The organism is Streptomyces sp. NPDC023541 (assembly GCF_055559995.1).
In genome coordinates this window covers 235,169-254,054 of record NZ_JBVHJO010000004.1, presented here as the reverse complement: position 1 = coordinate 254,054, position 18,886 = coordinate 235,169, and the positions used below count along the sequence as shown (strand labels likewise).

General features: G+C 70.9%; 17 protein-coding genes and 1 riboswitch. Of the genes, 12 read left to right on the top strand and 5 right to left on the bottom strand.

Features of this window, described 5'->3' with window-relative positions:
- Window positions 1-3: 3 nt before the first annotated feature.
- The 4 genes from ACZ3X1_RS11730 to gcvT all read right to left on the bottom strand — a co-directional run bounded on the left by ACZ3X1_RS11730 (window position 4) and on the right by gcvT (window position 4,509).
- Window positions 4-1,386 (bottom strand): L-serine ammonia-lyase, encoded by a 1,383-nt coding sequence (locus tag ACZ3X1_RS11730; protein ID WP_030826603.1) that lies wholly within the window; start codon window positions 1,384-1,386, stop codon window positions 4-6.
- 251 nt (window positions 1,387-1,637) lie between these two features.
- Window positions 1,638-2,894: a serine hydroxymethyltransferase gene (gene glyA, locus ACZ3X1_RS11725; protein ID WP_356810672.1), complete on the bottom strand. Its 1,257-nt coding sequence runs from the start codon at window positions 2,892-2,894 to the stop codon at window positions 1,638-1,640.
- 15 nt (window positions 2,895-2,909) lie between these two features.
- A complete protein-coding gene (gene gcvH, locus ACZ3X1_RS11720; RefSeq protein WP_030655701.1) occupies window positions 2,910-3,290 on the bottom strand; it encodes a glycine cleavage system protein GcvH in 381 nt (126 codons plus the stop codon).
- 103 nt (window positions 3,291-3,393) lie between these two features.
- Window positions 3,394-4,509: a glycine cleavage system aminomethyltransferase GcvT gene (gene gcvT, locus ACZ3X1_RS11715; RefSeq protein ID WP_356810673.1), complete on the bottom strand. Its 1,116-nt coding sequence runs from the start codon at window positions 4,507-4,509 to the stop codon at window positions 3,394-3,396.
- A gap of 171 nt (window positions 4,510-4,680) precedes the next feature.
- Window positions 4,681-4,784: riboswitch (glycine riboswitch) on the bottom strand.
- 206 nt (window positions 4,785-4,990) lie between these two features.
- Between gcvT and ACZ3X1_RS11710 the strand changes: the two genes are divergently transcribed.
- From ACZ3X1_RS11710 to ACZ3X1_RS11660, 11 genes are all read left to right on the top strand, one after another.
- Window positions 4,991-5,650: an AAA family ATPase gene (locus ACZ3X1_RS11710; protein WP_390076077.1), complete on the top strand. Its 660-nt coding sequence runs from the start codon at window positions 4,991-4,993 to the stop codon at window positions 5,648-5,650.
- A gap of 88 nt (window positions 5,651-5,738) precedes the next feature.
- The gene (locus ACZ3X1_RS11705; RefSeq protein WP_467278911.1) at window positions 5,739-6,473 is read left to right on the top strand and encodes an enhanced serine sensitivity protein SseB; all 735 of its coding nucleotides are present in this window, start codon (window positions 5,739-5,741) and stop codon (window positions 6,471-6,473) included.
- A gap of 96 nt (window positions 6,474-6,569) precedes the next feature.
- A complete protein-coding gene (locus ACZ3X1_RS11700; RefSeq protein ID WP_030826595.1) occupies window positions 6,570-7,310 on the top strand; it encodes an enhanced serine sensitivity protein SseB C-terminal domain-containing protein in 741 nt (246 codons plus the stop codon).
- Between the two features lie 463 nt (window positions 7,311-7,773).
- Window positions 7,774-8,769, top strand: a complete 996-nt coding sequence (locus tag ACZ3X1_RS11695; RefSeq protein WP_467278909.1) for an ABC transporter permease — start codon at window positions 7,774-7,776, stop codon at window positions 8,767-8,769.
- 74 nt (window positions 8,770-8,843) lie between these two features.
- Window positions 8,844-10,622, top strand: coding sequence for an ABC transporter substrate-binding protein (locus ACZ3X1_RS11690; protein ID WP_356810676.1), 1,779 nt, complete (start codon window positions 8,844-8,846; stop codon window positions 10,620-10,622).
- 132 nt (window positions 10,623-10,754) lie between these two features.
- A complete protein-coding gene (locus ACZ3X1_RS11685) occupies window positions 10,755-11,753 on the top strand; it encodes an ABC transporter permease (RefSeq protein ID WP_356810677.1) in 999 nt (332 codons plus the stop codon).
- Entirely contained in the window at window positions 11,750-12,874 is a 1,125-nt protein-coding gene (locus tag ACZ3X1_RS11680; RefSeq protein WP_356810678.1) for an ABC transporter ATP-binding protein, read from the top strand. The genes ACZ3X1_RS11685 and ACZ3X1_RS11680 overlap by 4 nt, the downstream gene beginning before the upstream one ends.
- Complete coding sequence (locus ACZ3X1_RS11675; RefSeq protein WP_467278904.1) at window positions 12,871-13,977, top strand: ABC transporter ATP-binding protein; 1,107 nt, start codon at window positions 12,871-12,873, stop codon at window positions 13,975-13,977. Before ACZ3X1_RS11680 ends, ACZ3X1_RS11675 begins: the two co-directional genes overlap by 4 nt.
- Window positions 13,978-14,165: 188 nt before the next feature.
- Complete coding sequence (locus ACZ3X1_RS11670; RefSeq protein ID WP_356810680.1) at window positions 14,166-14,822, top strand: trimeric intracellular cation channel family protein; 657 nt, start codon at window positions 14,166-14,168, stop codon at window positions 14,820-14,822.
- A gap of 46 nt (window positions 14,823-14,868) precedes the next feature.
- Window positions 14,869-15,723 (top strand): thioesterase family protein, encoded by an 855-nt coding sequence (locus tag ACZ3X1_RS11665; RefSeq protein ID WP_356810681.1) that lies wholly within the window; start codon window positions 14,869-14,871, stop codon window positions 15,721-15,723.
- 112 nt (window positions 15,724-15,835) lie between these two features.
- A complete protein-coding gene (locus tag ACZ3X1_RS11660) occupies window positions 15,836-16,999 on the top strand; it encodes a cysteine desulfurase family protein (RefSeq protein ID WP_467278901.1) in 1,164 nt (387 codons plus the stop codon).
- A 13-nt stretch (window positions 17,000-17,012) separates the two neighbouring features.
- On the opposite strand, the gene ACZ3X1_RS11655 is transcribed toward ACZ3X1_RS11660, so the two are convergent.
- The gene (locus tag ACZ3X1_RS11655) at window positions 17,013-17,678 is read right to left on the bottom strand and encodes an N-acetylmuramoyl-L-alanine amidase (protein WP_356810683.1); all 666 of its coding nucleotides are present in this window, start codon (window positions 17,676-17,678) and stop codon (window positions 17,013-17,015) included.
- 69 nt (window positions 17,679-17,747) lie between these two features.
- Here ACZ3X1_RS11655 and mnmA point away from each other — a divergent pair, with 69 nt between their 5' ends.
- On the top strand, window positions 17,748-18,884 hold the full coding sequence (gene mnmA / locus ACZ3X1_RS11650) for a tRNA 2-thiouridine(34) synthase MnmA (protein WP_356810684.1): 1,137 nt from the start codon (window positions 17,748-17,750) through the stop codon (window positions 18,882-18,884).
- Window positions 18,885-18,886 lie beyond the last annotated feature (2 nt).

Genomic DNA, 18,886 nt, shown 5'->3' with positions numbered 1-18,886 from the left:
GGATCAGCACTCGATGACGTTGACCGCGAGGCCGCCGCGGGCGGTCTCCTTGTACTTGACCTTCATGTCGGCGCCGGTCTCCTTCATGGTCTTGATGACCTTGTCGAGGGAGACCTTGTGCGTGCCGTCGCCGCGCATCGCCATCTTGGCGGCGGTGACGGCCTTGACCGCGGCCATGCCGTTGCGCTCGATGCAGGGGATCTGGACCAGGCCGCCGACCGGGTCGCAGGTCAGGCCCAGGTTGTGCTCCATGCCGATCTCGGCGGCGTTCTCGACCTGCTCCGGGGTGCCGCCCAGGACCTCGGCGAGGGCGCCGGCCGCCATCGAGCAGGCCGAGCCGACCTCGCCCTGGCAGCCGACCTCGGCGCCGGAGATCGACGCGTTCTCCTTGAACAGCATGCCGATGGCGCCCGCCGCCAGCAGGAAGCGCACCACGCCGTCCTCGTCCGCGCCCGGGACGAAGTTCATGTAGTAGTGCAGGACGGCCGGGAGGACGCCCGCCGCGCCGTTGGTGGGCGCGGTGACGACACGGCCGCCGGCCGCGTTCTCCTCGTTGACCGCCATCGCGTAGATCGTCGTCCACTCGCTGCGGTGCATCATCGGGTCGCCCTCGGTGCGCAGCTGGCGCGCCGTGGAGGCGGCGCGGCGCTTGACCCGCAGGCCGCCCGGGAGGATGCCCTCGCGGGACATGCCGCGCGAGACGCAGGACTGCATGACGCGCCAGATCTCCAGGAGGCCCTCGCGGATCTCCTCCTCCGTGCGCCAGGCCTTCTCGTTCTCCAGCATCAGCGAGGAGATCGACAGGCCGGTCTCGTTCGCCAGGCGCAGCATCTCGTCACCGGAGCGGAAGGGGTACTTCAGCACAGTGTCGTCGAGCTTGATCCGGTCCTCGCCGACCGCGTCCTCGTCCACGACGAAGCCGCCGCCGACCGAGTAGTAGGTCTTCTCCAGCAGCGGGGTGCCGGCCTCGTCGTACGCGAAGAGCGTCATGCCGTTCGCGTGGTAAGGCAGGGAGCGCCGGCGGTGCAGGATCAGCTGGTTCGGCTCGTCGAAGGCGATCTCGTGGCCATCACCTATCTCCGCGCCCAGCAGCCGCAGGCGACCGCTCTTGCGGATGCGCTCCACCTCGTCGTCCGCCGTCTCCACGTTGACGGTGCGGGGGGAGTGGCCCTCCAGGCCCAGCAGCACCGCCTTGGGGGTGCCGTGGCCGTGGCCGGTCGCGCCGAGGGACCCGAAGAGCTCGGCCCGCACGGAGGCCGTCTGGGCGAGCACGCCGTCCTTCTTCAGCCGCGTCACGAACATGCGCGCTGCGCGCATCGGACCGACCGTGTGGGAGGAGGAGGGACCGATGCCGATGGAGAAGAGATCGAAGACGGAGATGGCCACGGTGGCGGACTCCCTTGTCTGCTCGTGGGGTGGGAGGGGGCAGGAGAGGTGGATTGTTCAGATTTTGTCCGACAGACGAGCTTAGCGCGGTCCGGTGAACGTCCTGGCTGCCGACCGACGTGGGAAGGATTACGCGGACGGGTCGGGCAGGTGTCGCCCTGCCCCCCGGGGCGCCGGGGAGGGGGGAGGCGGAGGGACATGGGAAGGGCCCGGCCCGTGCACAGACGGGGCCGGGCCCTTCCACGCCACCGCTAGAGCGACGGGTACAGCGGGAACTTCGCGGCGAGCGCCGAGACGCGCGCCTTGAGGCCCTCGGCGTCGTACGTCGGCTTCAGCGCCTGCGCGATGATCTCGGCGACCTCGGTGAAGGCCTCGGCGTCGAAACCGCGGGTGGCGAGGGCCGGCGTACCGATCCGCAGGCCCGAGGTGACCATCGGCGGCCGCGGGTCGTTCGGGATGGCGTTGCGGTTGACCGTGATGCCGACCTCGTGGAGGCGGTCCTCGGCCTGCTGGCCGTCCAGCTCGGAGTTGCGCAGGTCGACCAGGACCAGGTGCACGTCGGTGCCGCCGGTGAGGACGTCCACACCCACGGCCTTGACGTCGTCCTGGACCAGGCGGGCGGCGAGGATCTTCGCGCCCTCCAGGGTGCGCTCCTGGCGCTCCTTGAACTCGGGCGAGGCCGCGACCTTGAAGGAGACGGCCTTGGCCGCGATCACGTGCTCCAGCGGGCCGCCCTGCTGGCCCGGGAAGACCGCGGAGTTGATCTTCTTGGCCAGCTCCTGCGTCGACAGGATGACACCGCCGCGCGGACCGCCGAGGGTCTTGTGCGTGGTGGTCGTCACGACGTGGGCGTGCGGGACCGGGTTCGGGTGCAGGCCCGCGGCGACCAGGCCGGCGAAGTGCGCCATGTCGACCATCAGGTACGCGCCGACCTCGTCCGCGATGCGGCGGAAGGCGGCGAAGTCCAGCTGGCGCGGGTAGGCGGACCAGCCGGCGACGATCAGCTGCGGCTTGGACTCCTTGGCGAGGCGCTCGACCTCGGCCATGTCGACCTCACCGGTCTCGTCGACGTGGTACGGGACCACGTTGTAGAGCTTGCCGGAGAAGTTGATCTTCATGCCGTGGGTCAGGTGGCCGCCGTGGGCCAGGTTCAGGCCCATGATCGTGTCGCCCGGCTTGAGCAGCGCGAACATCGCGGCGGCGTTCGCCTGCGCACCGGAGTGGGGCTGGACGTTCGCGGCCTCGGCGCCGAACAGCGCCTTGATGCGGTCGATCGCGATCTGCTCGACCACGTCGACGTGCTCGCAACCGCCGTAGTAGCGGCGGCCCGGGTAGCCCTCGGCGTACTTGTTGGTGAGGACCGAGCCCTGGGCCTCCATGACGGCGACCGGAGCGAAGTTCTCCGACGCGATCATCTCCAGGGTGGACTGCTGGCGCACGAGCTCGGCGTCGACGGCTGCGGCGACGTCGGGGTCGAGTTCGTGGAGAGGGGTGTTCAGTACGGACATCAGGATCCCCTGGGGTCAGTTACCGGCGGTGAGCTTGGTGTACTCCTCGGCGGAGAGCACGTCCTTGGGCTCCTCCGAGATGCGCACCTTGAACAGCCAGCCGCCCTCGAACGGGGCGGTGTTCACGAGCGCCGGGTCGTCCACGACGTCCTGGTTGGCCTCGACGATCTCGCCGGAGACCGGGGAGTAGAGGTCGGAGACCGACTTGGTCGACTCCAGCTCGCCACAGGTCTCGCCCTCGGTCACGGTGTCGCCGACCGCGGGGAGCTGGGCGTAGACGACGTCACCGAGCGCGTTGGCCGCGAACTCCGTGATGCCGACCGTCGCGACGCCGTCCACGACGTCGGACAGCCACTCGTGCTCCTTGGTGTAACGCAGATTCTCGGGGGTGCTCATGGCCTGATTCTCCTGGATGCGGGGGAGTGGATACGAACTACGGTCTTGGGTACTGAGACGGCGCCGTTCCGGTAGCCGGACGGCGGACGTCGTGCGCGGAGGGCTACTTCTGCCGCTTGTAGAACGGCAGCGCCACGACCTCGTACGGCTCATGCGTACCGCGAATGTCGACGCCGACGCCGGAGGCGCCGGGCGCGGCGTGCTCCGCGTCCACGTACGCCATGGCGATCGGCTTGCCCAGCGTCGGGGACGGGGCGCCCGAGGTGACCTCGCCGATCACCTCTCCGCCGAAGGTGACGGGGAAGCCGGCGCGCGGGACGCGGCGGCCCTCGGCGATCAGGCCGACCAGCTTGCGCGGCGCCTTGGTCGCGGCCTTCTCGGCGGCGGCCTCCAGGGCGGCGCGGCCGACGAAGTCCCCCTCCTTCTCGAACTTCACGACCCGGCCCAGACCCGCATCGAACGGGGTCAGGGCGGTGGTCAGCTCGTGCCCGTACAGCGGCATGCCCGCTTCCAGGCGCAGGGTGTCGCGGCAGGACAGGCCGGCCGGGACCAGGCCGACGCCCTCACCGGCCTTGGTCAGCGCCTGCCAGAGCTCCACGGCGTGCTCGGGGGCGACGAACAGCTCGAAGCCGTCCTCGCCGGTGTAGCCCGTACGCGCGATCAGCGCGGGCACGCCCGCGACGGTGCCCGGCAGGCCGGCGTAGTACTTGAGGCCGTCCAGGTCGGCGTCGGTGAGGGACGCCAGGATGCCGGGGGACTCCGGACCCTGCACCGCGATCAGCGCGTAGGCGTCGCGGTCGTCGCGGACCTCGGTGTCGAAGCCGGCGGCGCGCTCGGTCAGGGCGTCGAGGACGACCTGGGCGTTGGAGGCGTTGGCGACGACCATGTACTCGGTCTCGCCGAGGCGGTAGACGATCAGGTCGTCGAGGATCCCGCCGTCCTCCTGGCAGATGTGCGTGTAGCGGGCGCGGCCGACGCCGACGGTCGAGATGTTGCCGACCAGCGCGTAGTCCAGGGCCTTGACGGCCTCCGGGCCGGTCAGCGTGATCTCGCCCATGTGCGAGAGGTCGAAGAGGCCGGCCTTGGTGCGTACGGCGTTGTGTTCGTCGCGCTCGCTGGCGTACCGAAGCGGCATGTCCCAGCCCGCGAAGTCGGTCATGGTCGCACCGAGCGAGCGGTGCAGCGCATCGAGGGCGGTCAGGCGGGGGGCAGTGCTCATGGGTGTGGCTCCCGGGTCCCAGGGCATCGACATGACATGACGAGGACGTTCCTCCCCATCTGTCATCGGAACCTGAGAGGTTCGCCGAGAGTTCCGCCGATCCATCGATCGCCGGTGTCCGCGACTTGCACCTTGGGTGGAGCTGCCGGGCAGCTCGCTTTTCAGATCTGCCTCATCCACGCGGTACGGGGCCTGAGAGATTCAAGGGAGGTTCTTGCTCCTTCGGCGCCCGCGCACGGCCTTGCGGCGTGCCGGGACTCTCCCGCGCGGATTCAAGCGGCCGGTATGCAGTTGGTCCAGATGGCGCACATCATTGCACGCCGTGTCCGAGATCGGGGGTGGGGGCCCGAAAGTTCGTACGCCCATCCGAGCGGGCGGAACGGAACCGGACATGCCGATTACCGTCTCTTTACACTCAGTGGGCAAGGGTCCCGGTGACCCGATTCGGGGGGAGGCGAACACTGTGCGGAGATTCGGAGTGGTGGCGACGACGGGAACCGTGGACGCGGTGCCGGCGCAGCGGCGCGGCGCCCGTGAGCGCAGGAAGGCGGCGGACGGCGGCCTCGGCCTCGTACGCGACCTGCGCGGCCCGGCGCTGCGCGGACCGCGGCGGCTCGGCTTCGCCGAGGGCGACATCGTCGTGGTCTCCGGCCTCCCCGGCGGCGGCAAGAGCACGCTGATCAAGCGGGCCGCGCCCGAGGGCGGGGCCGTCGACTCCCAGGACACCCGCGAGCGCTGGGAGCGCCGGATGCCCGCCGCCCTGCCGTACGCGGTGTACCGCCCGCTGGTGCGCGCCGCGCACTACTGGGGGCTCTACCGGATCCTGCGCTCCGGCGCCTCCGTCGTCGTCCACGACTGCGGCACCCAGGCCTGGGTGCGCGGGCTGCTCGCCGCGGCCGCGCGCCGCCGGGGCCGGGCGCTGCACCTCCTCCTCCTGGACAGCAGCCCGCAGGAAGCCCTGTCCGGCCAGCACGCCCGGGGCCGCCGGGTGTCCGCCTACGCCTTCGCCCGCCACCGCGGCGCCGTGGGCCGCCTGCTGCGCGACGCCGAGGCGGGCCGCCCGCCCGCCGGCTGCGCCTCGGCAACCCTCCTGGACCGCCGTTCGGCGGCCGCCGTGACGGGGATCGGCTTCCAGGGCTGACCGCACGCCGGGCCCCTGCGGCGGTGCCCGCCCCGGTGCCGGTAGCCTGCGGGGCGACACGCGCGGGACCAGACGGAGGCAGGGGCAGATGCAGGGCAGCGGCTGGCCGGGGAATGAGCTGGAGCAGGTGCTCGGGGCGGCGCTCGGGCAGCCGGACGCGGGCGGCCGGATCCTGGAAGTGCTCGGGCGCAGCCACGTGTGGGTGCCCCTGCCCGGCGGCGGCGGTCCCGACGCGGCCGGTCTGGACCTGCCCACCATGGACATCGGCGGGGCGGCGTACGTCCCCGTCTACAGCTCCGAGGCCCAGTTCCTCGCCTGCGTCGGCCCCGGCATGGACTTCGCGGTGGCCCCGGCGGTCGAGTTCGCCCGGGGGCTGCCCCCGCAGCTCGGCATCGCGCTCAATCCGGAGGGCGCCGTCGGCGTCCCGCTGCCCCCGCCCGCCGTCGCGGAACTCTGCCGGGCCGGCCGCAGCCCGCTCGACGGCCCCGCCACCGGCGGCCGCGTGCGGCTCTTCGAGCCCGACTGGCAGGACGACCCGGTGGACTTCCTGGCCGCCGCCGGCGAGGAGTTCCGGGCCACCGGCGTGGTCGCAGCGGCGCACCGCTGCCTCGCCAGCGTCGAGGGAGGGGCCCCGGAACTGTTCATCGGTGTCCGCCTGGTGGGATGGGAGCCGCAGATGCGCGAGGCCCCGATGGAGGCGCTCGGGCGGGTGCTGACCCGCGTTCCGGCGCCGTGGCCCGTGCAGTTGATCCTCCTCGACGCGGCCCAGGACCCGGTCACGGACTGGATTCGTGAGCGCGTACGCCCCTTCTACCTCGCCTAGGGCCGCTTAAGCTGGTTACATCTCCAGGCCGCGCGCATGAGCGCCGGCCCGGGTGAGGCACGCGTGGAGCGACGGGCGGACGAAGAGGGGTACCGGGTGAGTGCGTCAGGCACGGCCGCGGCCGGGCAGGTCGAGCACATGATGCGCCAGGTGACCCCCGGGCGCTACGAGAGCTACGAGTCACTGCTGCACGCCCTCTCCGAGGGTCGGCTGTGGATGCTGCTCTGGCAGGGGCAGCCGGGGTCCCCGGACGCCCAGTACGGCGGCATGGAGGTCGACGGCCTCGGCTACGCGCCCTGCGTCACCTCCCCCCAGGAGCTGGCCGCGAGCGGCTGGAACCGGGGCTACGAGGTGGTCACCGGGCGGGACATCGCCCGCGCCCTCTACCCGGACCGCTGGGGCCTGTGGCTCAACCCGCACGCCCAGGGCGGCGGCCTCGGCGTCCCGTGGGCGGACCTGCGCCGCATCGCTACCGGCCTGGACCGGATGCCGGCGGGCCCGCTGCGGCTGTCCGAGCCCAGCATCGAGCTCCCGCAGTTCTACGGGCTGCTGACCCAGCACGCGCACCGCACCCCGGCCGTACGGTCGCTGCGCCGCGCCTGGGTGCAGCCGGCGCTCGGGTCCCCGTACCTCGCCGTCGGGCTCGACCTGTACGACGCCTCCGCGCCCGCGCTGGAATCCGTACGGGAGATGATGCGCCAGTCGGTCGGGGCGGTCCCCGAGGGCGTCCCGGTGTGCACGGTCGCGCTGGCGGACGAGCACGATCCCGTGGCGATGTGGCTGCGGGCGCAGACCCGTCCCTTCTACGACCGCGAGGGCCAGGCGCCGGCGTACTGACCCGGCCCGCCGGGGCGTGCCGCAGACCTGCGGCGACCTCCGGCACCACATCCGCATATCGAGACATCCGTCTCGAAGGCCGCACCGGACCCATCGGTGCGGCCTTCGGCATATCCGCTGAATACACCCAAGATCCGTGTCCGACAGGGCAGTTGGGACGGATGTCCGTTCCGCGCCGAACATGCGGTGTTTCACCGCTCAACAGGTCTGGCGGTTCGGATAACGGAAGGTGTAGGCCCAGATCACGGTTGCGCATCACATCCCCGGGGGGTCTGGCGGCTGGTTGAGAGGGCGTTGAAGACTCCCCCCACCGAAGGCCGGTCCATCTCGCAAGCACCAGCTCTTCACGCGCACTTCCGGCACATTTCTCGCCAATCGCACCACCAGCGACGCCGATTGAACCAAGCCGCCACAGCGGCGGGCATGGGCCGGCCACCGTCGGCCGAGAGGGGTCCCCACCACGATGACGGCACCACTGCACGACACCGGCGCGGCCGAGCCCGCAGCCGTGGCCGCCCCCGAAGTTCCGCAGAAGGCGATCGAGGGGCGCTCGCCGTGGCAGATCGCCTGGCTGCGCCTGAAGCGCGACAAGGTCGCGCTGGCCGGCGGTGTCATCGTGCTCCTGCTGATCGTCGTCGCGATCTTCGCGCCGCTGATCGTCAAGGCGTTCGGGCACCCGCCGGAGGAGCTCCACGAGGACCTGCTCGACCCGCTGCTGGGCCTCCCGCTCGGCGACTGGGGCGGCATGAGCGGCGACTTCCTGCTCGGCGTCGAGCCGGTCAACGGCCGCGACGTCTTCAGCCGCATCGTCTACGGCGCCCGGATCTCGCTGCTGGTGGCCTTCCTGTCCGCCTTCGTGGCGGTGTCGCTGGGCACCTTCTTCGGCATCGTCGCCGGCTACTTCGGCGGCTGGGTCGACGCAGCCATCAGCCGGGTCATGGACCTGCTGCTGGCCTTCCCGCAGCTGCTCTTCATCATCGCGCTGATCTCGGTCATCCCCAACAAACTCTGGGGCTTCGAGGGTTCGGGCCTGCGCATCGCCGTCCTGGTGCTGGTGATCGGCTTCTTCGGCTGGCCCTACATCGGCCGCATCGTCCGCGGCCAGACCCTCTCGCTGCGCGAGCGCGAGTACGTCGAAGCCGCGCGCAGCCTCGGCGCGGGCCGCTTCTACATCCTCTTCCGCGAACTGCTCCCGAACCTGGTGGCGCCCATCACGGTCTACGCGACGCTGATGATCCCCACCAACGTGCTGACCGAGGCGGCCCTCAGCTTCCTCGGAGTCGGCGTCAAGCCGCCCACGCCGTCCTGGGGGGAGACCCTCGCCACGGCCGTGCGGACCTACGAGGACGATCCGCTCTTCATGATCTTCCCCGGCATAGCGATCTTCATCACCGTGCTGGCCTTCAACCTCTTCGGCGACGGCGTCCGTGACGCCCTCGACCCGAAGGGCTCCCGCTAGCCACCGCAGGGCAAACCAAGGACCGGCCTCGTGCCGTACGTACACCGGAACTACAACGGAGGGTTGCGAGCATCGTGACTACCCATCGCACGTCGAAGCGCAGACTTGCCGCCGGCACGGCCGTCGTGCTCGCGGCCATGCTCACCGCGACCGCCTGTGGCGGGGCCGACAAGAAGGACGACAAGGGCGCCGCCTCGGGCGGTGGCTTCAACGCGGGCATCGAGAAGGTCGCCAACGCGTCGGACAAGAAGGGCGGCGAGCTGAAGTTCGTCGGTACCCAGGACGCCGACTCGTGGGACCCGCAGCGCGGCTACTACGGCTTCATGTGGGACTTCTCCCGCTACTACACGCGCCAGCTGATCAGCTTCAAGCCCGCGCCCGGCAAGGACAGCACCGAGCTCGTCCCGGACCTCGCCACCGCCAAGGCCGAGATCAGCGACGGCGGCAAGACCTACAAGTACACCCTCAAGGACAACGTGACCTGGGAGGACGGCTCGCCCGTCACCGCCCAGGACATCAAGTACGGCATCGAGCGCACCTGGGCGCAGGACGTCATCTCCGGCGGCCCGGTCTACATCCAGCAGGTCCTCGACCCGAAGGCCGAGTACCCCGGCCCGTACAAGGACACCGCTCCGGACAAGCTCGGCCTGAAGGCCATCGAGACCCCGGACGCGAAGACCATCATCTTCAAGCTCCCGACGCCCAACGGCGACTTCGAGCAGATGCTGGCGATGCCCGCGGCGAGCCCGGTCAAGCAGGACAAGGACACGGCCGCCAAGTACGGCCTCAAGCCCTTCTCGAACGGCCCGTACAAGATCGACTCGTACGAGCCCAACAAGAGCATGAAGCTCTCGCGCAACGAGAACTACAAGCCCGAGTCGGACACCATCCGCAAGGCGCTCCCGGACACCATCTCGGTCACGTTCATGGCGAACGCGGACGACATGGACAAGCGCCTGATGAACGGCGAGTTCGACGTCGACATCAACGCGACCGGCATCGGCCAGGCGGCCCGCGCCACCGCGCTGAAGGACCACAAGGGCAACCTCGACAACGGCCAGACCGGCTTCATCCGGTACGCGGTCATGCCGCAGACCGTCGCGCCGTTCGACAACATCGAGTGCCGCAAGGCCGTCATCTACGCGGCCGACAAGAAGTCCCTGCAGACCGCCCGCGGCGGCCCGCAGGCCGGTGGCGACATCGCCCCCAACATGCTCCCGCTCGGCATCAAGGGCTCGGACGCCAAGTACGACCCGTACGAGGTCCTGAAGAACGACGGCAAGCCGAACCTCGAGAAGGCCAAGGAGGCCCTCAAGGCCTGCGGCAAGGAGAGCGGCTTCAAGACCACCATCGCGGTCCGCAACAACAAGCCGGTCGAGGTCGCCACGGCCGTCTCGCTGCAGAACGCCCTGAAGCAGGTCGGCATCGAGGCCGACGTCGACCAGTTCGACGGCGCCCAGCACTCCGGGATCATCGGTTCGCCGAAGGTCGTCAAGGAGAAGGGCTACGGCATCATCATCATGGGCTGGGGCGCCGACTTCCCGACCGGTCAGGGCTTCTCCCAGCCGCTGGTCGACGGTCGCTTCATCCTCCAGAGCGGCAACAACAACTACTCCGAGCTGAACGACCCGGCGATCAACAAGCTGTTCGACGAGGCCATCGCGGAGACCGACCCGGCCAAGGCCGGCGACATCTACAAGCAGATGAACCAGAAGGTCTCCGAGGCCGCCGTCTACCTGCCCTTCGTCTACGACAAGACGATCACCTGGCGCAGCACCCGGCTGACGAACGCCTACACCACCGACGCCTACAACGGTCGCTACGACTACGCGTCCCTCGGTGTCGTGAAGTAACGGTCCATCAGTCCAGTTCCAGTGTTCCAGTGCCACACCCGCTAGGCACGAAGGGCAGGTGATGGCCGCGGTTACGGCTTGGGGGCGCTCTCCAGAAGAGGGCGCCCCCGGGCCGCAGCCAGGCCGAGCGCAGTGCTTGCATACCTCATCCGACGGATCTTCGCCGTCCTCGTCATGCTGCTGGTCATCACGCTGGTGACCTTCGGAATCTTCTTCCTGTTCCCGAAGCTGATCGGGACGGACCCGGCCCTGTACTTCGTGGGCAAGCAGTCCGACCCCATCGCCATCGAAGGCATCCGGCAGAAGATGGGTCTCGACGACCCGATCCTCGTCCAGTTCGGCAAGTTCGTCGTCGGGCTGGTGGCGGGTCGCACGTACGCCAACGGCCCCGACGTCACGCAATGCGCCGCGCCCTGCTTCGGATACTCCTTCAAGACCGAGCAGGAGGTCTGGCCGCTGCTGCTGGACTGGTTCCCGGTCACCCTCTCCCTCGCCCTGGGCGCCGTGGTGCTCTGGGTGGCCGGCGGTGTCGCCACCGGCGTGGTCTCCGCCCTCAAGCGCGGGACCGTACTGGACCGCTCGGCCATGGGCGTCGCCCTCGCCGGCGTCTCCCTCCCCATCTACTTCACGGGCATGCTCGTCATCGCCCTCTTCTCCGACCAGCTGGGCTGGTTCGGACGGCCGGAGGCGACCTTCGCCGAGGATCCGGGCAGATGGTTCAACGGCATGATCCTGCCGTGGGTCTCGCTCGCCTTCCTCTACGCGGCGATGTACGCGCGGCTCACACGCGCGACCATGCTCGAAGTCCTCAACGAGGACTACATCCGCACCGCCCGGGCCAAGGGCCTGACGGAACCCGTCGTCATCGGCAAGCACGCCATGCGCTCGACGATGACGCCGATCCTGACCGTCCTGGGCCTCGACCTCGGCGCCCTCATGGGCGGCGCGGTCCTGACCGAGTACACGTTCTCGCTGCACGGACTGGGCTACAGCGCGGTGCGCGCCATCAGCGAGCACGACCTCCCGGTCATCCTGGGCATCACCCTGATCTCCGCGTTCTTCGTCGTCGCCGCGAACCTCATCGTTGACCTCCTGTACGCGGTGATCGACCCCCGAGTGAGGCTGTCATGACCGACCGGACGACCAAGACCGGAGAGACCGTAGCGCCGAACCAGCCCTACGACGGGTCAGCGCCCTCCACCGCCTTCCTGGAGGTCCGCGACCTCAAGGTGCACTTCCCGACCGAGGACGGCCTGGTCAAGTCGGTCGACGGGCTCTCCTTCACGCTGGAGAAGGGCAAGACCCTCGGCATCGTGGGCGAGTCCGGATCCGGCAAGTCGGTCACCTCGCTGGGCATCATGGGCCTGCACCGCGTGGGCCAGTACGGCCGTCAGCGGGCCCGGATCTCGGGCGAGATCTGGCTCGACGGCAAGGAGCTGCTCTCCGCGGACGAGGACGAGGTGCGCAGGCTCCGCGGCCGGGAGATCGCGATGATCTTCCAGGACCCGCTGTCCGCGATGCACCCGTACTTCACCGTCGGCAAGCAGATCGCCGAGGCGTACCGGGTCCACCACAAGGTCGACAAGAAGGCCGCCCGCAAGCGGGCCGTCGAACTCCTCGACCGCGTCGGCATCCCCGAGCCGCACAAGCGGTTCGACAGTTACCCGCACGAGTTCTCCGGCGGCATGCGCCAGCGCGCGATGATCGCGATGGCGCTCGTCAACAACCCCGAACTGCTCATCGCGGACGAGCCGACGACCGCCCTGGACGTCACCGTCCAGGCCCAGATCCTCGACCTGATCCGGGACCTCCAGAAGGAGTTCGGCTCCGCGGTCATCATGATCACGCACGACCTCGGCGTGGTCGCCGAGATGGCCGACGAACTCCTCGTGATGTACGGCGGCCGGTGCGTCGAGCGGGGCACCGCCGAGAAGGTCTTCTACGAGCCCCGCCACCCGTACACCTGGGGCCTGCTGGGCTCGATGCCGCGCATTGACCGCGAGCAGACCGAGCGCCTCATCCCGGTCAAGGGCTCGCCGCCCAGCCTCATCAACATCCCGAGCGGCTGTGCCTTCAACCCGCGCTGCCCCTACGCCGACGTGCCCAAGGGCAACGTCACCCGCACCGTGCGCCCCGAGCTCACGGCGCCGGACGACATCGGGCCCGAGGGCACCCGCCACTGGTCCGCCTGCCACATGTCGCAGGAGGAGCGGACCCGGATCTGGACCGAAGAGATTGCGCCGAAGCTGTGACCGACACCAAGAAGACGGATCCGGCCGTCACCCTTCCGGCGCAGGCCACGGACTCTCCCGAGCCGCTGCTCAAGGTCACCGGCCTGACGAAGCACTTCCCCATCACCAAGGGGCTGCTGCGCAGGCAGTCCGGCGCGGTCAAGGCCGTCGACGGCCTCGACTTCGACGTCCGGCGCGGTGAGACCCTCGGCATCGTCGGCGAGTCCGGCTGCGGCAAGTCGACCATGGGCCGGCTGATCACGCGGCTGCTCGAACCGACCGGCGGCACGATCGAGTTCGAGGGCAAGGACATCACGCACCTGGGGGTGGCGGGCATGCGCCCGCTGCGCCGCGACGTGCAGATGATCTTCCAGGACCCCTACGGCTCGCTGAACCCGCGCCACACGGTGGGCACCATCGTCAGCGCCCCGTTCAAGCTGCAGAACGTCACCCCGGAGGGCGGGCTCAAGGCGGAGGTCCAGCGGCTGCTGTCGCTCGTCGGCCTCAACCCCGAGCACTACAACCGCTACCCGCACGAGTTCTCGGGCGGCCAGCGCCAGCGCATCGGCATCGCGCGGGCCCTGGCGCTGAAGCCGAAGCTGGTGGTCGCGGACGAGCCCGTCTCGGCGCTGGACGTCTCGATCCAGGCCCAGGTGGTCAACCTGCTGGACGACCTCCAGGAGGAGCTGGGCCTCACCTACGTGATCATCGCGCACGACCTGTCGGTCATCCGGCACGTCTCGGACCGCATCGCGGTGATGTACCTCGGCAAGATCGTCGAGCTGGCCGACAACAAGTCGCTGTACGGGGAGCCGATGCACCCGTACACGACGGCCCTGATGTCGGCGGTGCCGGTGCCGGACCCGAGGCGGCGGGGCGCCAAGAGCGGCCGCATCCTGCTCAAGGGCGACGTGCCGTCCCCGATATCGCCGCCGACCGGCTGTCGCTTCCACACGCGGTGCTGGAAGGCGACGCAGATCTGCGCCACGCAGGAACCGCCGCTGCTGGCGCTGAAGACCGGCCACCAGGTGGCCTGCCACCACCCGGAGAACGCCCCCGACCAGGCCCCGGGCGACAATCCCCTCCCCGGCGCGGCGGACGCGGTGACGACGGCCTCGGAGTAGCAGGCTCCACGGTGCCGGAACCGCCCTGGGCGCGGTTCCGGCACCGCCGGGCGAATCCAGCCTCGCCGGCGTTCGAGGCGCGGGGTCCGGGGCGGAGCCCCGGTTCCCGACCCGCACCCGGCCGCGGCGGTGGAGCCCCGCATTCCGCCGAGCCCGCCGCAGGCGGCGCGGCAGGCGACAATGGCCCCGTGCTCCATGATCTCTTCCCGCCCGGGGTCCAGCATGCCTTGGACCTCGCCGGCATCTTCGTCTTCGCCACCTCGGGCGCCCTGCTCGCCGTACGCAAGAACTTCGACGTCTTCGGCATCGCCGTCCTCGCCCTCGTCACGGCCCTCGGCGGCGGCCTCTTCCGCGACCTGGTCATCGGCGCCGTCCCGCCGGCCGCCTTCGGCGAGCTCAGCTTCTTCGTCACCCCGCTGATCGCCGCCGCGCTCGTCTTCTTCCTGCACCCCGAGGTCCAGCGGATCAACCGGGCCATCAACGTCTTCGACGCCGCCGGCCTCGCGCTGTTCTGCGTGACCGGCACGACCAAGGCCTACGAGTACGGCCTCGGCCTGACCGCGTCCGCCGCGCTGGGCCTGGCCACGGCCGTCGGCGGCGGCGTACTGCGCGACGTGCTGGTCAACGAGGTGCCCTCGCTGCTGCGCGACCGCGAGATGTACGCCGTGCCCGCCACCGTCGGCGCCGCGATGGTCGCCGTCTCCATCGCCCTGGACTCCCTCAACGCCGCCACCACCGCTCTGGCGATCGTCACCACGTTCGTCCTCAGGCTGCTCGCGATGCGCTACCACTGGCGGGCGCCGCTGGCCTGGAACCGTCGCTCTTCGGTGGCCGAAGAGCCGTAACAATGGAAAGCTACCGCTTAGTAGCAAGCAGGTGTACCGTCGTTCCATGTCATATGCAGCTGCCCAGGCATCCATCGGCGACAGCGAGTTCGACCGCGACACCGCCATCACCGAGCGCGCCGGCGAACCCGGCGTCTACGACGCGGAGCTCTCCGCCGGCTGGACGATCATCGCCGCTGTCAACGGCGGATACCTGCTGGCCCTGGTCGGCCGGGCCCTGTCGGCGACCCTCCCGCACCCGGACCCCTTCACGGTGTCCGCGCACTACCTGACCTCCTCCGTGCCCGGCCCCGCCGTGATCCGCACCGAGGTGGTCCGGGTCGGGCGCACCCTCTCCACCGGCCAGGCCTCGCTCTTGCAGTACGACGAGCACGGCAACGAGGTCGAGCGGATCCGCGTCCTCGCCTCCTACGGCGACCTCGCCGCCCTGCCCGACGACGTGCGGACGGTCGCGGTGCCGCCGCTCATGCCCTCCTACGAGAACTGCGTCGGCCCGGAGGCCGGCCCCGCGCCGATCCCCGGCAGCTCCGCCATCGTGGACCGGCTCCGGCTGCGCCTGGACCCGGCGACCGCTGGCTGGGCCGTCGGCGCGCCCTCCGGCAAGGGCGAGATGCGGGCCTGGTTCGAGCTGGCCGACGGCCGCGACGCCGACCCGCTCTCCATGCTCCTCGCGGTGGACGCGCTGCCGCCGACCGCCTTCGACCTCGGCCTGGTGGCCTGGACACCGACCGTGGAGCTCACCACCCACATCCGCCGCCGCCCGGCCCCGGGGCCGCTGCGGATCTCCATCACCACCCGCAACCTCGCCGGCGGCTTCCTGGAGGAGGACGCCGAGGTCTGGGACTCCACCGACCACCTGGTCGCGCAGTCCCGCCAGCTGGCGCGAGCCCTGCGCATGTGACGAGCCGCCCGGTCGGTGAGCGGCCGGGCGGCTCGGCCGGGCCCCGACGCCCCGGCCGGATGGGGTCCCGCCGGGCGGAGGGGCACGGGCGGGCTCGTAGAATCGGGGGATCATGGCCTACCTCGACCACGCCGCCACCACCCCCATGCTGCCGGAGGCCGCCGCGGCGATGACCGCGCAGTTCGCCGCCACGGGGAACGCCTCCTCCCTGCACGCCGCCGGCCGCCGGGCCCGCCGTACCGTCGAGGAGGCCCGCGAGGCCTTCGCCGAGGCGATCGGCGCCCGTCCCAGCGAGGTGGTCTTCACCGCCGGCGGCACGGAGGCCGACAACCTCGCCGTCAAGGGCCTCTACTGGGCCCGGCGCGACGCCGACCCCGCCCGGACCCGGGTCATCGCCAGCCCCGTCGAGCACCACGCCGTCCTCGACGCCGTGCACTGGCTCGCCGAGCACGAGGGCGCCCAGGTCGACTACCTGCCCGTGGACCGCTACGGGCGCGTGCACCCCGACGCCTTCCGCGAGGCCGTCGAGCGCAACCCCGACGACGTCGCCCTGGCCACCGTCATGTGGGCCAACAACGAGATCGGCACCGTCATGCCGGTCGCCGAACTGGCCGCCCTCGCCCGTGAGGCCGGCATCCCGCTGCACTCCGACGCCGTCCAGGCCTTCGGGCAGCTCGACGTCCACTTCGGTGACAGCGGCCTCGCCGCCATGACCGTCAGCGGTCACAAGATCGGCGGCCCCTACGGCATCGGAGCGCTGCTCCTCGGCCGGGACCAGAGCCCCGTACCCGTCCTGCACGGAGGCGGGCAGGAGCGGTACGTCCGCTCCGGCACCCTCGACGTGCCCGCCGTCGCCGCCTTCGCGGTGGCCGCCGTACTCGCCGCCGAGCGGCGCGAGCAGTTCGCCACCGAGATCGGCGCCCTGCGCGACGAACTGGTCGCCGCCGTCCTCGCGGCCGTGCCCGACGCAGTCCTCGGAGGAGATCCCGAAGAGCGGCTCCCGGCCAACGCGCACTTCAGTTTCCCCGGCTGCGAAGGCGACTCCCTGCTGCTCCTGCTCGACGCCCAGGGCATCGAGTGCTCCACCGGCTCGGCCTGCACCGCGGGCGTCGCCCAGCCCAGCCACGTCCTGCTGGCGGCCGGAACCGACCCGCAGCTGGCCCGCGGCACCCTGCGCTTCTCCCTGGGCCACACCTCCACCAAGCAGGACGTCGCCGCCCTGGCCGCGGCCATCGGTCCCGCGGTGGAGCGCGCCCGGACGGCAGGCCTGAGCTGAGCGTCCGGGAGGGTCAGGCCGAAGCGGCCAGGGCCTCCCGGACCATGCGTATGTAGCGGTCCCAGTCCCAGTGGTCGCCCGGGTCCGTGTGATCGGCCCCCGGCACCTCGGAGTGCCCGACGATGTGGGTGCGGTCCGCCGGGAAGTCGTACCGGCGGCAGACGGCGGCCGCCAGTCGCGCCGAGGCCGTGTACATGGCGTCCGTGAAGTCCTTCGGGCGGTCCACGAAGCCGACGTGCTCGATGCCGACGCTGCGCTCGTTCATCGAGCGGTTGCCGGCGTGGAAGGCCACGTCCAGCTCGCGCACCATCTGCTCCACATGTCCGTCACCGCGGACTATGTAGTGCGCCGACGCCTTGTGCCACGGGTTCTTGAAGGCGTCCACCGACGACTGGAAGCCGCCCTGTGTGACGTGCACGACGATCCGGTCCACCCGGTAGTCGTCGGGCCGGTCCGCCATCCGCCAGTTCGCCGGGGAGGCCGCGGTCCACCCCGCGCCCGCGTGGTCGATCTCGCCCTCCTTGCGCGGCTTGGACACCCCGGGCATCAGCCACCAGGCGCGGCTGATCTCGTCCCGCCCCGCGACGGCCGCCGCGGCGACCACCCCGAGGCCGCCGAACAGCACGGCCCTGCGCGTGCGGCTCCGCGGCTTCGATCTCGCGTTCCCCTGCTCGGTCATGTGATCCACCCCCCTGAACCGACAACGCGCTGTGACCCCGCTCGGTTCCCCCGTACCCTGGACGGTGCTATGACTGAGAACCTGCCGCGCACCGACCGCCCCCTTCGCGTCCTGGCCGCCATGTCCGGCGGAGTGGACTCCGCCGTCGCCGCCGCCCGTGCCGTCGAAGCCGGGCACGACGTGACCGGCGTCCACCTCGCGCTCTCCGCGAACCCGCAGTCCTTCCGGACCGGCGCCCGCGGCTGCTGCACCATCGAGGACTCCCGCGACGCCCGCCGCGCCGCCGACGTCATCGGCATCCCCTTCTACGTGTGGGACCTCGCCGAGCGTTTCCGCGAGGACGTCGTCGAGGACTTCATCTCCGAGTACGAGGCCGGCCGCACCCCGAATCCGTGCCTGCGCTGCAACGAGAAGATCAAGTTCGCGGCCCTCCTCGACAAGGCCCTCGCCCTCGGCTTCGACGCCGTCTGCACCGGCCACTACGCCACCGTCGTACTCAAGGAGGACGGCTCCCGCGAGCTGCACCGCGCCTCCGACATGGCCAAGGACCAGTCGTACGTCCTCGGCGTCCTCGACGAGAAGCAGCTGGCCCACGCCCTCTTCCCGCTCGGCGACACCCTCACCACCAAGGACGAGATCCGCGCCGAGGCGGAAGCCCGGGGCCTGGCCGTCGCGAAGAAGCCCGACAGCCACGACATCTGCTTCATCGCGGACGGCGACACCCAGGGCTTCCTCGCCCACCGCCTCGGCAAGGCCGAGGGCGACATCGTCGACGAGTCCGGCGAGAAGGTCGGCACCCACGAGGGAGCCTTCGGCTTCACCATCGGCCAGCGCAAGGGCCTGCGGATCGGCCACCCGGCCCCCGACGGCAAGCCGCGCTACGTCCTGGACATCTCCCCGGTGAACAACACCGTCACCGTCGGCCCCGTCGAGGCCCTCGACGTCAGCGCCCTCACCGCGATCCGGCCCCGCTGGTGCGGCGCCGAGGCGGCCGCACCGGGCACCTACACCGCCCAGCTGCGCGCCCACGGCGGCGAGACCGAGGTCTTCGCCGAGGTCGTGGACGGCGAGCTGCGCGTCTCCTTCACCGAGCCCGTCCGGGGCGTGGCCCCCGGCCAGGCGATCGTGCTCTACGACGGCACCCGCGTGGTCGGCTCCGCCACCATCGCGACGACGACGCGCGCCGCGGCCCCCGCCACCGCCTGACG